The 15,578-nt window shown below is 62.8% G+C and carries 15 protein-coding genes; 5 read left to right on the forward strand and 10 right to left on the reverse strand.

Going from position 1 to position 15,578, the window contains the following annotated elements; translation table 11 throughout:
• Nucleotides 1-73 precede the first annotated feature (73 nt).
• Nucleotides 74-1,249: a CaiB/BaiF CoA transferase family protein gene (locus RPG13_RS24710; protein ID WP_095482884.1), complete on the forward strand. Its 1,176-nt coding sequence runs from the start codon at nucleotides 74-76 to the stop codon at nucleotides 1,247-1,249.
• Nucleotides 1,246-2,895 (forward strand): thiamine pyrophosphate-binding protein, encoded by a 1,650-nt coding sequence (locus RPG13_RS24715; RefSeq protein ID WP_095482885.1) that lies wholly within the window; start codon nucleotides 1,246-1,248, stop codon nucleotides 2,893-2,895. Before RPG13_RS24710 ends, RPG13_RS24715 begins: the two co-directional genes overlap by 4 nt.
• A gap of 243 nt (nucleotides 2,896-3,138) precedes the next feature.
• Here the strand turns inward: RPG13_RS24715 and RPG13_RS24720 are convergent, their stop codons facing one another.
• The 5 genes from RPG13_RS24720 to RPG13_RS24740 form a co-directional block, all read right to left on the reverse strand.
• On the reverse strand, nucleotides 3,139-3,588 hold the full coding sequence (locus tag RPG13_RS24720) for a CHRD domain-containing protein (protein WP_095482886.1): 450 nt from the start codon (nucleotides 3,586-3,588) through the stop codon (nucleotides 3,139-3,141).
• 164 nt (nucleotides 3,589-3,752) lie between these two features.
• Entirely contained in the window at nucleotides 3,753-4,724 is a 972-nt protein-coding gene (locus RPG13_RS24725) for an ABC transporter substrate-binding protein (RefSeq protein WP_095482887.1), read from the reverse strand.
• Between the two features lie 81 nt (nucleotides 4,725-4,805).
• Nucleotides 4,806-5,942, reverse strand: coding sequence for an ABC transporter permease (locus RPG13_RS24730; protein ID WP_128243193.1), 1,137 nt, complete (start codon nucleotides 5,940-5,942; stop codon nucleotides 4,806-4,808).
• A complete protein-coding gene (locus RPG13_RS24735; protein ID WP_095482889.1) occupies nucleotides 5,939-6,817 on the reverse strand; it encodes an ABC transporter permease in 879 nt (292 codons plus the stop codon). Before RPG13_RS24735 ends, RPG13_RS24730 begins: the two co-directional genes overlap by 4 nt.
• A 408-nt stretch (nucleotides 6,818-7,225) precedes the next feature.
• On the reverse strand, nucleotides 7,226-8,017 hold the full coding sequence (locus RPG13_RS24740; protein ID WP_128243194.1) for an ABC transporter ATP-binding protein: 792 nt from the start codon (nucleotides 8,015-8,017) through the stop codon (nucleotides 7,226-7,228).
• 128 nt (nucleotides 8,018-8,145) lie between these two features.
• Here RPG13_RS24740 and RPG13_RS24745 point away from each other — a divergent pair, with 128 nt between their 5' ends.
• Nucleotides 8,146-8,550, forward strand: a complete 405-nt coding sequence (locus tag RPG13_RS24745) for a cupin domain-containing protein (RefSeq protein WP_127206596.1) — start codon at nucleotides 8,146-8,148, stop codon at nucleotides 8,548-8,550.
• A 23-nt stretch (nucleotides 8,551-8,573) separates the two neighbouring features.
• Here the strand turns inward: RPG13_RS24745 and RPG13_RS24750 are convergent, their stop codons facing one another.
• From RPG13_RS24750 to RPG13_RS24770, 5 genes are all read right to left on the reverse strand, one after another.
• Nucleotides 8,574-8,951 carry a hypothetical protein gene (locus RPG13_RS24750; protein WP_128243195.1) on the reverse strand — a complete coding sequence of 126 codons (378 nt, stop codon included), beginning with the start codon at nucleotides 8,949-8,951 and terminating at the stop codon, nucleotides 8,574-8,576.
• A 2-nt stretch (nucleotides 8,952-8,953) separates the two neighbouring features.
• Nucleotides 8,954-10,405 carry a dihydropyrimidinase gene (gene hydA, locus RPG13_RS24755; protein ID WP_095482893.1) on the reverse strand — a complete coding sequence of 484 codons (1,452 nt, stop codon included), beginning with the start codon at nucleotides 10,403-10,405 and terminating at the stop codon, nucleotides 8,954-8,956.
• A gap of 63 nt (nucleotides 10,406-10,468) precedes the next feature.
• Nucleotides 10,469-11,719: a Zn-dependent hydrolase gene (locus tag RPG13_RS24760; protein ID WP_126105854.1), complete on the reverse strand. Its 1,251-nt coding sequence runs from the start codon at nucleotides 11,717-11,719 to the stop codon at nucleotides 10,469-10,471.
• Between the two features lie 3 nt (nucleotides 11,720-11,722).
• Nucleotides 11,723-12,169: an endonuclease domain-containing protein gene (locus tag RPG13_RS24765; RefSeq protein ID WP_128285508.1), complete on the reverse strand. Its 447-nt coding sequence runs from the start codon at nucleotides 12,167-12,169 to the stop codon at nucleotides 11,723-11,725.
• 112 nt (nucleotides 12,170-12,281) lie between these two features.
• Entirely contained in the window at nucleotides 12,282-13,610 is a 1,329-nt protein-coding gene (locus tag RPG13_RS24770; protein WP_337126252.1) for an aspartate aminotransferase family protein, read from the reverse strand.
• A gap of 254 nt (nucleotides 13,611-13,864) precedes the next feature.
• On the opposite strand from RPG13_RS24770, the gene RPG13_RS24775 reads away from it, so the two are divergent.
• Nucleotides 13,865-14,494: a TetR family transcriptional regulator C-terminal domain-containing protein gene (locus RPG13_RS24775; RefSeq protein WP_128243199.1), complete on the forward strand. Its 630-nt coding sequence runs from the start codon at nucleotides 13,865-13,867 to the stop codon at nucleotides 14,492-14,494.
• Nucleotides 14,495-14,713: 219 nt separating this feature from the next.
• Nucleotides 14,714-15,550, forward strand: coding sequence for an SDR family oxidoreductase (locus tag RPG13_RS24780; RefSeq protein WP_095482897.1), 837 nt, complete (start codon nucleotides 14,714-14,716; stop codon nucleotides 15,548-15,550).
• Nucleotides 15,551-15,578 lie beyond the last annotated feature (28 nt).

Consider the following 15,578-nt stretch of genomic DNA (forward strand, 5'->3'; position numbering starts at 1 on the left):
GCAGCGGTTTTGGGACAACGACATGCACAAAAAAGAAATCCAAGGCTGCGCTTCCGACCAATCACGGTGATCCATGACTGAGCCTCCGCTGAAAGGCATCCGCGTAATCGAACTCGCCCGCATCCTGGCCGGGCCGTGGGCCGGGCAGCTGCTTGCCGATCTCGGCGCCGATGTCATCAAGGTCGAGAGCCCGGAAGGTGGCGACGACACCCGCAAATGGGGTCCGCCCTTCGTCATGAGCCATGACGGCGAGAACCTTTCGGCCGCCTACTACCATTCCTGCAATCGCGGCAAGCGCTCCATATCAGTCGATTTCTCGACGCCCGAAGGCGCCGAGACGATCCGCCGGCTGGTCGCGACCTCAGACGTGCTGATCGAGAACTTCAAGCTCGGCGGCCTGAAGAAATATGGGCTCGACTATAACAGCTTGCGCAAGAGCAACCCGCGGCTGATCTATTGCTCGATCACCGGCTTCGGCCAGGATGGGCCCTATGCGCCACGCGCCGGCTATGACTTCATCATCCAGGGCATGGCCGGCATGATGTCGATCACCGGCGAGGCTGGCCGTGAGCCGCAAAAGGCCGGCGTCGCCATCTCCGATATTTTCACCGGCCTCTATTCGGTGATCGCCATCCAGGCCGCACTTCGTCACGCCGAGAAGACCGGCGAAGGCCAACATATCGACATGGCGCTCTACGACACCCAGATCTCGGCGCTCGGCAACCAGAACCTCAATTATCTCGTCTCCGGCAAATCGCCTGTGCAGATGGGCAATGCGCATATGAACATCGCGCCCTACGAAGTGGTGCCGGTGAAGGACGGCCACATCATCCTGGCCATCGGCAATGACGGCCAGTTTGCCAAATTCTGCGCGGCCGTCGGATTGGTCGACCTGCCATCGAACCCCGACTTCGCCACCAATCCCGCTCGGGTCGCCAACCGGGCGAAACTGCGCGAACACATGATCGATGCGCTAAAAACCTTCGATCGCGATCCGCTGCTGACCAAGCTGGAGGCGGCAAATGTGCCTGCCAGCCCGATCAACACGATCGGCGAGATGTTCGCCGACCCGCAGACCATCGCGCGCGGCATGCGGCTCGACCTCGACGACGGCCACGGCAATCTCTTGCCCTCGGTGCGCGCGCCGATGGTCATGTCGGGCACACCGCTGGTCTATGAGCGGCCCTCGCCGCGTCTCGGCGAGCACACAGAAGAAATCCTAGCCGAACTGGAGAGGTCAGGAAAATGAAGACCGGCGGACAACTGATCGTCGATGCGCTCGAAGCCAACGGCACCGACCGCATCTATTGCGTGCCCGGAGAATCCTATCTTGCGGTGCTCGACGCGCTGCACGATTCGACGATCCGCACCATCGTTTGCCGCCAGGAAGGCGGAGCTGCGATGATGGCCGACTGCCATGGCCGCCTTACCGGCAAGCCCGGTATCTGCTTCGTCACCCGCGGACCCGGCGCCACCAACGCCTCGGCCGGCATCCACATCGCGATGCAGGATTCGGTTCCCGTCATCCTGTTCATCGGCCAGGTCGCCAGCCACGCCAAGGAGCGCGAGGCCTTCCAGGAGGTCGACTACGTCAGGTTCTTCGGTGACATCGCCAAATGGGTGGTCGAGATCGATGATGCCTCGCGCATCCCCGAATTCGTCACGCGCGCCTTCGCGGTGGCGACGTCCGGCCGCCCCGGCCCGGTCGTCATCTCGCTGCCGGAAGACATGCTGACCAGCCTTGCCGAGGCGCCAGCAGCCCTGCCCCACACGCCGGTCGAAACGCGGCCGGGCGAGGCCGAGCTCGATGCTCTCGAAAAGCTCCTCAACAGGGCGAAGCGCCCCTTCGTTATCCTCGGCGGCACGCGCTGGGATGCGGAGGCCGTCGCGCGGATGCGGACGATCGCCGAAGCCTGGTCGCTGCCGGTCGGCTGCTCCTTTCGCCGCCAGATGCTGTTCGATCATCTACACCCGAACTATGCCGGCGATGTCGGCATCGGCATCAACCCGAAGCTGGCCACCGCCATCAAGCAGGCCGACCTCGTGCTGCTCGTCGGCGGCCGCATGGGCGAGATGCCGTCCTCCGACTACACGCTCCTGAAGAGCCCCTACCCCGACCAGACGCTGGTCCATGTCCATGCCGATGCCGGCGAGCTCGGCCGCGTCTACCGGCCAACGCTGGCGATCAACGCCTCGCCGTCCGCTTTCGTCGAAGCCTTCGCCGGGCGCAAGCCGGCCGCCACGCCGGTCTGGGCGGATGAAACGCCAAAACTTCACGCCGCCTATCTCGACTGGTCGACACCGCCGGAAAGCGGTCCCGGCTCCGTCCAGATGGGGCCGATCATGAACTATCTCGAAACGGTGCTGCCCGACGACGCCATCCTCACCAATGGCGCCGGCAATTATGCCACCTGGGTCCACCGTTTCCACCGCTCCCGGCGCTTTGCCACGCAGGCAGCCCCCACTTCCGGCTCGATGGGCTACGGCACGCCGGCCGCGGTCGCCGCCAAGGAGCTCTTCCCCGATCGCGACGTGATCGCCTTTGCCGGCGACGGCTGCTTCCTGATGAACGGGCAGGAATTCGCCACCGCCGTGCAATACGATCTGCCGATCATCGTCATCGTCGTCAACAACGGCATCTACGGCACCATCCGCATGCATCAGGAGCGCGAGTATCCGGGCCGCGTCGTCGCCACCGATCTCAGAAATCCCGACTTCGCGGCTTTGGCTCGCGCCTATGGCGGCCACGGCGAAACGGTCGAGAAGACGGCCGACTTCGCGCCGGCCTTCGAACGCGCCCGCGCCAGCGGCAAGCCGTCGATCGTCGAGATCAGGCTCGACCCCGAGGCCATCACGCCGACCCGGACGATGACCCAGATCCGCGACAAGTCCTGAGCGTCAGACGCATAGGCCGAGTCCCTTCGCGCCCCCCTCTGTCCTACCGGACATCTCCCCCACTGGTGGGGAGATTGGATGTCGCGACTGCTTTCGCCAATTTTCGAAGTTGAACAGGCGCCAACGCCAAAGCTGCCGATCTCCCCCCTTGTGGGGAGATGTCCGGCAGGACAGAGGGGGGCGCTGTCCCGCAAACTTCGACGGGCTAATGCAGCGCTATAGTCACCCTCGGGCGACATTGCGCTACATCGTCGCCGCCTTCTCGATCTGCCCGCGGATCTCGCCATCCTCGTGGGCCGCCGTATGGATGTTGATGTAATATTTGCCGGCCATCAGGTCGGCAGCCTGCGCGTCGGTCAGCACCGCCGCCCCCTTGAACGGGCTTTTCGGAGCGCCCTTGAACGGGACGGCGACGCCGGCATTTTCACCCTTTGCTGCCGGACCGTGAATATGTCCGGCCGTCGCAGGCCCACTGAGACCTGAATACGTCACGTTCCAGGTGAGCTGTTTCGTGGCGGTGTCGAAGACGAGAGCGGCGGTACCCTTGCCCTCGGTGGTGATGGGCGGATTCTGCTGAGCGCCATCCAGCGTCGCCTTCATCTTCATCATGTCGGCCAAAGCCGGTGAAGCGCACAGGAACGAAGCCGAAACGGCCAGCGCCGAAAGCATCGGCGAGAAGGATTGCATGCGCATGGAAATCTCCGTTGTGGCGATGACATCCGCTGAAGCTGGATGCACCGCAACAACGGTTGTGCGAGCAGATGTTTCCACCGGTAACGGCTATTTTACGTCCCAACAAAAAGGGGCGGTCGCCCGCCCCTTTTCGAATGCAGGCTTCAGAAGCCCAGTTGATCGCCCTACTTGATCGCCTTGTCGGTGATGGCGGTCGTGTAGGCGCCGGTCGGCTCCTTGGTGATGATCTTCTGGTCAAGCAGCGCCTTGGCGGTGCGTGCGTAGGTCGCCGGGTCGAGCTTGCCGTCGGCGTTGTCGATCAGCTTGGCGACTTCGCCCATCATGCGCTTCTGATGGTTCTCGTCCTGGCCGCCATTGTCCATGACGATGCCGGCCGCCTCGTCGGAATTGTCGACGGCGTATTTCCAGCCCTTCATCGAGGCGCGCACGAAACGCACCATCTTGTCCTCGAAGGCCGGATCCTTGAGCTTGTCCTCGGACGCATAGAGCCCGTCCTCAAGCAGGTCGTTGCCCATCGCCGAGTAGTTGAACACGATCAGCTCTTCCGGCTTGTAGCCGGCGTCGATGAGCTGCCAGTATTCGTTGTAGGTCATGACCGAAATGCAATCCGCCTGCTTCTGGATCAGCGGCTGCACGTCGAAACTCTGCTTCAGCACGGTGACGCCGTCCGGACCGCCGTCGGTCTTCAGGCCGAGCTTGTTCATCCAGGCGTAGAACGGATATTCGTTGCCGAAGAACCAGACGCCGAGCGTATGGCCCTTGAAGTCGGCTTCGGTCTTGATCGGGCCATCCTTCGGACAGACCAGCTGCATGCCGGCCTTCTTGAACGGCTGGGCGATATTGACCAACGGCACGCCCTTTTCGCGTGCGGCGAGCGCGCCGCCCATCCAGTCGACGATGACATCGGCGCCGCCGCCGGCGATCACCTGCTCGGGCGCGATATCGGGGCCGCCCGGCTTGATCTCGACGTCGAGGCCTTCGGCCTCATAGAACCCCTTGTCCTTGGCGACGTAGTAGCCGGCGAACTGGGCCTGCGTGACCCATTTCAGCTGCAGCGTCACCTTGTCTGCAGCCATCGCCTGGAACGCGGCAAGCGACATCGCGCCGGCCAGCATCGAAATAACAAGTCTTTTCATGTTTTTACCCTCTGAAGTTAAGTGTTCACCCTTTAGGATCAGGACCTTCAATGCGCTCCTGATTCCAAACCCGCCACCGCCCTATCCACCACGGACGGAGGGATGCCAAAACGTGACTGCTCTCTCGAAAAGAGCGACCACGCCATAAAAGACCGAACCCGCAAGTGCTGCAACTGCGATTTCGGCCCAGACCATGTCGATGTTCATCCGTCCGACCTCGGTCGAAATCCGGAATCCCATGCCGACCACCGGTGTGCCGAAGAACTCCGCGACGATGGCGCCGATCAACGCCAGCGTCGAATTGATCTTCAGTGCGTTGAAGATGAAGGGGGCTGCCGCCGGCAACCGCAGCTTGAACAGCGTCTGCCAATAGCTCGACGCATAGGTGCGCATCAGGTCGCGCTCCATATGGCCGGAGGCGGCAAGGCCGGCGACCGTATTCACCAGCATCGGGAAGAAGGTCATGATGATGACGACGGCGGCCTTCGACTGCCAGTCGAAGCCGAACCACATGACCATGATCGGCGCCACGCCGATGATCGGCAACGCCGACACCATGTTCCCGATCGGCAGCAAACCGCGGCGCAGGAACGGCACGCGGTCGGCCGCGATGGCGGCGAGGAAGCCGGCACCGCTGCCGACGACATAGCCGAAGATCACCGCCTTGAAGATGGTCTGCCGCACGTCGGCGGCCAGGACCGGCAGCGAATTGGCGATACGCACGCCGATGGCGCTTGGCGGCGGCAGCAGGATGAAAGGAATGCCCGCGCCGCGCGTCACCGCCTCCCAGATGATCAGGATCCAGGCACCGAAAATCGCCGGGATGATCAGCCTCAAAGCGGTCGCCGCCCAGCGCGAGGTCGGGCGAAGCGCGGACAGAACCGTCACGCAGCGCCAGGCCAGAAGCCATGCCGCGGCAAGCATCAGATAGAAGGAGGCGCGAGCGCTCCCCTCATTGCCGGTTATGCCGGCGAGCAGCAGCCACGCCGCGCCATGCGCGCCAATGAAAAGGAATATTGCCCTGGCTACGGGCGGAAAATGGTCAAACTGAATTGCGAGGAGCAGCAGGAAGAAAATCAAAACACCAGTCGTCACATCGTAACCGGGAGTGGCATCGACAAGCGGCCAAAGAAGGAACGCGCCGGCAAGGAGGGCAAGCGCTGCAAACCCCTGCCATGAACGAGGCGCGATCGACGAAAGGCTGAGGAGATCGCTCATGCCGGCCTCCCGCCCATGGCGCGATCGACGATGCGCCCGGCGATGCCGACGACCATCACCAGCAGAGCCGCCACCACCGAGCCGGCCACCAGCGCTGACCAGATGTCGATGGTCTGGCTATAATAGGCGCCGGCGAGCAGCTTGGCGCCGATGCCGGCAACGGCACCGGTCGGCAGTTCGCCAACGATGGCGCCAACCAGGCTGGCAGCGACCGCGACCTTCATCGAGGTGAACAGGAACGGCACCGAAGCCGGTACGCGCAATTTCCAGAAGGTCTGCGAAGGGCTGGCATTGTAGGTGTACATCAGATCGAGATGAGTGAGCTCGGGCGAACGCAAACCCTTGACCATGCCGACGGCGACCGGGAAGAAAGACAGATATGTCGAGATCAGCGCTTTCGGGATCAGGCCGGTGACGCCGACCGCCGCCAGCACGACGATGATCATCGGCGCCACCGCCAGGATCGGAATCGTCTGCGAGGCGATGATCCATGGCATCAGGCTGCGGTCGAGCGTCGCCACATGCACGATGCCGACGGCGATGACGATGCCGAGCGCGGTGCCGAACGCGAAGCCGAGCAACGTCGAGGACAGCGTCACCCAGGCATTGTAGACAAGGCTGCGGTTGCTGGTGATCTTGCGCAGAAACGTGTTCTCGAAGAAATTCACCGCCACCTGATGCGGCGCCGGCAGTGTCGGCTTCGGCTGCGACATCGTCTTGCCGATAAATTCCACAACATCAGGCGTCTCGCCGGCGCGGCGATCGAGATCGCGCTGGAACGGCGCGTTGAGGATGACGGCCATAATGTACCAAACGACCATCACGCCCGCGAGGATCGAGGTCACCGGGATGAGCTTGTCGCGGAAGGAGTCCATCAGCGGCCCTCGCCAGACTGGCGCACGCTCTGCGTGACGCGAGAGGGTGACCGCGCTTTCGTCATCCTAGGGCAGAGCACCCGCGAAGCGGCGTGCGCAGACCCTAGGATCCATGCCGTGACGTTGGCCGAAAAACCCAAACGCTTCAGAATGTCCGCAGGGCAAGCCACGACGGCTGATGGTTTCTTTAGGTCGGGAGCAATGTTTCGCACCGTTGCGGGGCGGGAAGGTAACGGCATGGATCCTAGGGTCTGCGCCGCGTCGCTTCGCTCCTTGCTTCGCCCTAGGATGACGAGGGCGTGGTTTGGCGCTCCCTTTACGCACGCCGGTTCGCGGCGGGTCCGCCCTAGGATGACGAAGGGAGGGTCAGCCACTCCCCCGTCAGGAGGCAGCCCATTCTCCACCGCCTCAATCATCATAGCTGTGCCCTGCCCTGAGGCCATCACGCACGCGCGCGGCGATCGCCAGGAATTCCGGCGTCTCGCGGATGTCGAGCGGCCGCTGCTTGGGCAGCGTCGATTCGATGACGTCGCTGACGCGGCCCGGACGCGGCGACATGACGATGATGCGCGTCGAAAGGTAGACCGCCTCGGGAATGGAATGGGTGACGAAGCAGATGGTCTTGTTGGTCCGTTCCCACAGTTCCAGCAGCTGTTCGTTGAGATGGTCGCGCACGATCTCGTCCAGCGCGCCGAACGGCTCGTCCATCAACAGAAGATCGGCATCGAAGGCCAGCGCCCGCGCGATCGAGGCGCGCTGCTGCATGCCGCCGGAAAGCTGCCACGGATATTTCTGCTCGAAGCCGGACAAATTGACGAGATCGAGCGTGCGCTTGATCCGCGCCGCCTGCTCTGCCTTGGACAGGCCCATGATCTCCAGCGGCAGCGCCACATTGCGCTCGATCGTACGCCACGGATACAGCGCCGCCGCCTGGAAGACATAGCCATAGGCGCGGCTCTCACGCGCCTGCTCGGGCGTCATGCCGTTGACCGAGATGCTTCCCGAGGTCGGCTTCTCCAGATCGGCGATGACCCGCAGCAAGGTCGTCTTGCCGCAGCCGGACGGCCCGATGAAGGACACGAATTCGCCCTTGCCGATGGTCAGGTCGACATTCGACAGCGCCTGCACCGGACCGTCACTGGTCTGGAAGGTCAGGCCGAGCTTGCTTGCCGAAACGACGGCTGGCGATGCTCCCGTCATAGGCCGCAGCCTGCCTTTTCGCACCGCTGCCGCGCCGGTCGGAATCCGGTTGATCTTTCCTCGATGTTGCTTTCCACTCGCCCTGTCCTATCCGGCTGAGAGTTCCCACTCGATCGAGAGTCGCCCCGATGTCGCCCAAACCCACTTGTCATCTTATCCGCCCTGAAAGCTCTTATGAAGGCAAGCAGGGACTGAGTTATTTCACCGGCATCGCCGCCGAGACCGTCGGTTCCTCCGGTATCTGCATGCACCTGCTCACCATGCCCCCCGGTGCCCGCGCCAAGGCGCACATGCATGAAAGCCATGAGACGGCGATCTATGTGCTCTCCGGCGAGGTCCATACCTGGTATGGCGACCGGCTCGAACAGCAGATCGTGGTCAAGTCCGGTGACCTCTTCTACATTCCTGCCGGAGTGCCGCATCTGCCGGCCAATCTGAGCGCCAGCCCGGCCTCGGCGGTCATCGCCCGCACCGATCCCAACGAACAGGAAAGCGTCGTCCTGCTGCCGCAACTGGATGGGCAGGTCGCCTGAGGCCGACGCTGAGGCAGCGGCCATCATCGGCAACGGGAGACTTCCCCCATGACCATGCCGTCCTCGTCGGCAATCACCAGCCTCTTGGCGTTCTTCAGGCTGCGCCTGATGGTGAACTGGATTGGCGACTGACCTTCCTCGCCTTCCGCGTCGCACAGTGATTTCACCACCAGCGAACCGTCGGCCTGTGCCTGCTTTTCGGTGAAAGTGCAGGCGCTGGCCACAGTGATGAATTCCTTGTCGGTCAGGAGCAGCATGTCCTCGGCATAGACCTGCTGACCGTTCTTGTTGATACAGCCTGACTTGTTGCCATAGGGCTTGGAAAGGTCGATCGCGGCGGCCGAAGCCTGGCCGGCGGCCAGCAGGGCCGCGGCTGCTATGGCGACATGAACAGCGTGCATGTTCAGACCCCGGTCGCCGGAATACCTGTGCGTTCCACTTTGCGCGGCGCAGAAATCTCCTTCCAGGTCGACAGCGCCCGGTTGACCGCTGCATTCGGCTCGCGGCCGACGAACTCGCCATGGCCGGGCTTCGCCTTGACCTCAGCCTCCTGGATCGACAGTTCGCCGCGCGAGAAGACAAAGCGCGGCAGGCCGGTGACCTCAAAACCTTCGAAGACGTTGTAGTCGATCACCGATTGCTGTTTCTTGGAGGTGATCGTCTTCTTTCGCTTCGGGTCCCAGACCACGATGTCGGCGTCCGCGCCTTCGACGATGGCGCCCTTCTTCGGATACATGTTGAGGATCTTGGCGATGTTGGTCGAGGTCACCGCGACGAATTCGTTCATCGTCAGCCGGCCGGTGTTGACGCCCGCCGTCCACAGCACTGGCAAACGGTCCTCGAGCCCGCCGGTGCCGTTCGGGATTTTGGTGAAATCGCCGACGCCGTTGCGCTTTTGGCTGGTGGTGAAGGCGCAATGGTCGGTCGCCACCACTTGCAGCGATCCGGCCTGCAGGCCGGCCCACAGCGAATCCTGATGCAATTTGTTGCGGAAGGGCGGGCTCATCACCCGGCGCGCCGCATGGTCCCAGTCCTTGTCGAAATATTCGCTCTCATCGAGCGTCAGATGCTGGATCAATGGCTCGCCAAACACGCGCATGCCTTTCTGTCGCGCTCTGCGAATGGCTTCATGGGCCTGCTCGCAGGAGACGTGGACGACATAGAGCGGCACGCCGGCCATGTCGGCGATCATGATGGCGCGGTTGGTCGCCTCGCCTTCCACTTCCGGCGGGCGCGAATAGGCGTGCCCTTCGGGGCCGTTATTGCCCGCGGCCAGCAGCTTCTGCGACAGGGCGGCAACCACGTCGCCATTCTCGGCATGGACCAGCGGCAGCGCGCCAAGATCGGCGCAACGCTGGAACGACGAATACATCTCGTCGTCGTCGACCATCAGCGCCCCCTTGTAGGCCATGAAGTGCTTGAACGAGGTTATGCCCTTGTCGACGACGGTGGCCATCTCGTCGAACACCTGCTTGCCCCACCAGGTGATCGCCATGTGGAAGGAATAGTCGCAGGATGCTTTCGAGGTCTTGTTGTCCCACATCTGCAAGGCCTCGAGCAGAGACTGCTGCGGCGCCGGCAGGCAGAAATCGACAACCATGGTGGTGCCGCCGGCAAGCGCGGCGCGCGTGCCGCTCTCGAAATCATCGGCCGAGTATGTGCCCATGAACGGCATTTCGAGATGGGTATGCGGGTCGATGCCGCCCGGCATCACATAGCAGCCGGTGGCGTCGAACTCGTGGTCGCCATGCAGATCCGGGCCGATGGCGATGATCTTGCCGTGCTTGAACAGCACGTCGGCCTTCCAGCTGCGGTCGGCGGTCACGATGGTGCCGTTCTTGATGACTTTGGACATTTTCTTGTTCCCTTGTTCTCTTCGCGCTTCTGGCGAGCGGCGTTCGGAATCTTGGTTTCTAGCTCACTCCACGATGACAGCCGTCTCCACCACCGCATGGAACAAAACATCGGCGCCGGCCGCCGCCCATTCCTTGGAGATCTCTTCGGCCTCGTTGTGCGACAGGCCATCGACGCACGGGCACATCACCATCGCCGTCGGCGCGACGCGGTTGATCCAGCAGGCGTCGTGGCCGGCCCCGGAGACGATGTTGCGATGCGTATAACCCAAGCGCTCTGCCGCTTCCCGCACAGCCTTGACGCAGCCCGCATCGAAGGTGACCGGATCGAAATGGCCGACCTGATCGATCACGTATTTGATGTCGAGCGCTTCGCAGATCGTGTCGATCCCCTCACGGATGCGCCCGTCCATCGCGTCCAGCACTTCCTTTTCCGGCGAGCGGATGTCGATGGTGAATACGGTGCGTCCGGCGATGATGTTGCGCGAGTTCGGATAGACCTCCATATGGCCGACCGCGCCGACGGCGTCGGGCTGGTAGTCCATGGCGATCTCGTGAACCAGCTCGATCACCCGCGCCATGCCGAGCCCGGCGTTGCGGCGCTTGGGCATCGGCGTCGAGCCGGTATGCGCCTCCTTGCCGGTCAGCGTCACCTGCAGCCATTTCAGCCCCTGGCCATGGGTGACGACGCCGATATCGATGCCCTCGTCCTCGAGGATCGGCCCTTGCTCGATATGCAGCTCGAAGAAGGCGTGTATCTTGCGGTCACCGACTTTCTCGGCGCCCTTCCAGCCGATGCGTTCGAGCTCCTCGCCAAACTTCTTGCCGTCCTTGTCGACATGCGAATAGACATCGGCCTGGTCGAGGACGCCGGCAAAAACGCCGGATGCCATCATGGCCGGCGCAAAGCGCGCACCTTCCTCGTTCGTCCAGTTGGTGACGACGATCGGATGTTTGGTCTTGATGCCGAGCTCGTTGAGCGAGCGCACGATCTCCAGCCCGCCAAGCACGCCGAGCACGCCGTCATACTTGCCGCCGGTCGGCTGAGTATCGAGATGGCTACCGACATAGACAGGCGGCAGATCAGGGTCGGTGCCTTCGCGGCGGGCAAACATCGTGCCCATCTCGTCGAGGCCCATTTCGAGCCCCGCCGCTTCGCACCAGCGCTTGAACAGATGCCGCCCTTCGCCGTCCTCATCGGTCAATGTCTGGCGATTGTTGCCGCCGGCAATGCCGGGGCCGATCTTCGCCATCTCCATTATCGAATCCCACAAACGGTCTGAATTGATTCGCAGATTCTCGCCGGGAGCGGCCATTTTCTAAAACCTCATCGATTGCGGCACGCCGGCGTCCCCCTCCCCCTCGAGGGGAGGGTGGCCGCGAAGCAGTCGGGAGGGGTCGCCGAACATGCGCACGACCTTCTCCTTCACCACCTGCGCGACATGCCATGCGCTGTTTATGACATCGGGCTCGTCAACGCGAAATATATCGAATCCGAGCGATCGCAGATAGGCGTCACGGACAGCATCGTGCCGCTTGCCCCTCTCCTGTTCGTGCAAGTCGCCATCCACTTCCACCACCAGCCTTACCGCAAGACAAGCGAAGTCGACGATATAGGGTCCGATCGGGCACTGGCGGCGGAACTTGAACCCGCCCGATTTCAATTCGCGCAGTTCATACCACAGCAGGGATTCGCCTTTGGTCGCATGAACTCGAAGCGCGCGCGCCTTTTGACGCATTTCGAAGCTCACGCGGGTACGGGGCATCAGAAACAATCTCGCAGCAAGAGATCAGGTCGGCGCGCGTCGCCACCGACCCCACCCGACCGCTTCGCGGCCACCCTCCCCTCAAGGGGGAGGGAAAGCTGCGCCCAGTTTCTCAATCCACTGCCCTCAGCACTTCACGCACATGGTCGATCAATTCATTGATCTGGCCCTTGGTGATGATCAGCGGCGGTGACAGCGCGATGATGTCGCCGGTGGTGCGGATCAGGGCGCCGCGCTCAAACGCCTTGACGAAAGCCGAGAAGGCACGCTTGGTCGGGCTGCCGGGGATCGGCGCCAGCTCGATCGCGCCGATCAGGCCGATGTTTCTGATATCGATGACGTTCGGCTCGCCCTTCAGCGAATGCAGCGCGTCTTCCCAATACGGCGCCAGTTCCTCGCCGCGGGTCAGCAGCCCCTCTTCCTTATAGGTGTCGAGCGTGCCCAGCGCCGCCGCGCAGGCGATCGGATTGCCCGAATAGGTATAGCCGTGGAAGAACTCGATCATGTGCTCGGGGCCGGTCATGAAGGCGTCGTGGATTTCCTTCTTCACGAACACCGCGCCCATCGGGATGACGCCGTTGGAGACGCCCTTGGCGGTCGTCATGATATCGGGCGTGACGCCGAAATAGTCGGCGGCAAACGGCGTGCCGAGGCGGCCGAAACCGGTGATGACCTCATCGAAGATCAACAGGATGCCGTGCTTGGTGCAGATCTCGCGCAGCCTCTCGAGATAGCCCTTCGGCGGCAGGATGACGCCAGTGGAACCGGCCACCGGCTCGACGATGACCGCCGCGATGGTCGAGGCGTCGTGCAGCGCGACGATGCGCTCCAGCTCGTTGGCCAATTCCGCGCCATGTTCGGGCACGCCCTTGGTGAACGAATTCTTCTCGGGCAGATGCGTGTGCGGCATGTGGTCGACGCCGCCGAGCAGCGTGCCGAACATCTTGCGATTGGTGACGATGCCGCCGACCGAGATGCCGCCGAAATTGACGCCATGATAGCCGCGCTCGCGGCCGATCAGGCGGGTGCGCGAGCCCTCGCCTTTGGCGCGGTGATAGGCGATCGCCATCTTCAGCGCGGTCTCGACCGATTCGGATCCGGAATTGGTGAAGAACACATGGTCCATGCCCTTCGGCGCGATGTCGACCAAGCGGTTCGCCAGCTCGAAGACGATCGGATGGCCCATCTGGAAGGCCGGCGCATAGTCGAGTTCGGCGGCCTGTTGCTGGATCGCCTCGGTGATCTTCGGCCGGCAGTGGCCGGCATTGACACACCAGAGGCCGGCGGTACCGTCGAGAACCTTGCGCCCGTCGCTCGTCGTGTAATGCATGTCCTTGGCGGACACCATCATGCGAGGCGCCTGTTTGAACTGCCGGTTTGCCGTGAACGGCATCCAGAATGCGCTGAGATCGTTCGGCGTGACTTTCAGCCGGTTGGACATGACCAAGACTTCCCCTTGTAACCTGTTTCGGTGCGGCTAACGCTTGGTCTTTCCGACACTTGGTCTCTGCTGCGTTTTCGTGCTACGCAAATTTTGACCGATTGGACAAACGTTAGCACCGCCCTGTCGGCGGTCAAGGGATTACTAGCGGAAATGCGGCAGTTGAAGCGCGCTCCACAGGCCGGAGAAAAACTGGTCCAGAGAATTGGTCCAGATAACCCTCGCAGCAGTGTCCTGCGGGGATGACGGCCGACATGGACACCCCCGCCCCTCGCCGCACCCGCATCCAGCAGGAAAAGCGCGAACTCATCCTGGAGGCGGCGCTCGAGGTCTTCTCAACCAACGGCTTTCGCGGCTCGACCATCGACCAGATCGCCGAAGCCGCCGGCATGTCGAAGCCTAACCTGCTCTACTATTTCCGCCGCAAGGAGGACATTCACGAGACGCTGATGCAGCGGCTTCTGGACACCTGGCTGGCGCCACTGCGCGAACTCGACGACATCGGCGACCCCCTGACCGAATTGCGCAGCTATATCAGGCGCAAGCTCGAAATGGCGCGCGATTTCCCTAGGGAAAGCCGCCTGTTCGCCAACGAGATCCTGCAGGGCGCGCCGCGCATCATGCCGATGCTGGAAGGCGAGTTGAAGACGCTGGTCGACGAGAAGGCCGCCGTCATCAAGGGCTGGATGCGCGCCGGCAAGATCGCCCGCACCGACCCTTGGCACCTGATCTTCTCGATCTGGGCGACGACGCAGCATTACGCCGATTTCGACGTTCAGGTCCGCGCCGTGCTCGGTCCCAACCGCGGCGGTGACGGCCGCTTCGAGGATGCGGCAAGATTTCTGGAACAGCTGTTCATCGACGGGCTGAAGCCGAAAACCTAACTCTCGTTTCGTCATCCTGGGATCTGCGCTGCATCGCTTCGCGGCTGCTACGCCCTGCGATGACGAAGCTTACGGGGCTGCGGCCAACCATCGGCTGATTGCGTCGGGGAATCCATCGACGCCATTATAGCAGTATGGATGCCAGGATAATGTTTGAACTGTTTGAGGCGTGTCGGATGCCCCATCTTCCACCCAGAGCAACAATGTGGAGGCTCAAGCATGGAACTGAACGACAAGACAATCCTCATCACCGGATCGACCGACGGCGTCGGCCGCGTGGTTGCGCAAAGGCTCGGCGCCGGCGGCGCGCGTGTCCTGGTGCATGGCCGCGATGCGACACGAGGCAAGGCGACGGTCGCCGAGATCGAAACCGCCGGCGGCAAGGCCGAGCTTCTCGTCGCCGACCTTTCGTCGCTCGCCGAAATCCGCCGTCTCGCCGAGGCTGTCCGCGCCCGCACGGATCGGCTCGATATCCTCATCAACAACGCCGGCATCGGCACCGCCGGCACCAAACGACAGGTCAGCGCCGACGGCTACGAACTGCGCTTTGCCGTCAACTACCTCGCCGGCTTCCTGCTCACTTCGCAGCTTCTGCCGCTGCTCAAGGCGAGCGCGCCGGCGCGCATCGTCAACGTCGCCTCGGCCGGCCAGCAGGCGATCGATTTCGACGATGTCATGCTGACCCGCAGCTACGATGGCGTCCGTGCCTACTGCCAGAGCAAGCTGGCGCAGATCATGTTCACCATCGATCTGGCGCAGGAGCTGAAGGGCAGCAATGTGACCGTCAACAGCCTCCATCCGGCAAGCTACATGAATACGACCATGGTCCGGCAAGCCGGCGTCACGCCGTGGAACTCGGTCGAGACCGGCGCTGACGCCATCCTTAACCTTGCGATATCGCCTGACCTGGAAGGGCGGAGCGGCCTGTATTTCGACGGTCTGAGGGAAGCCCGCGCCAACGCGCAGGCCTATGATGCAAAGGCAAGACAGCATTTGCGGACATTGAGCCTCGATCTGGTCGAGCGTCAGCCGGCCACCTTAACATCGAAGGGATAACGTTCACGAGCGAGAAACCCTCACATGC

Source organism: Mesorhizobium sp. ISC15 (assembly GCF_037162615.1).
GTDB classification, from domain to species: Bacteria; Pseudomonadota; Alphaproteobacteria; order Rhizobiales; family Rhizobiaceae; genus Mesorhizobium; species Mesorhizobium mediterraneum.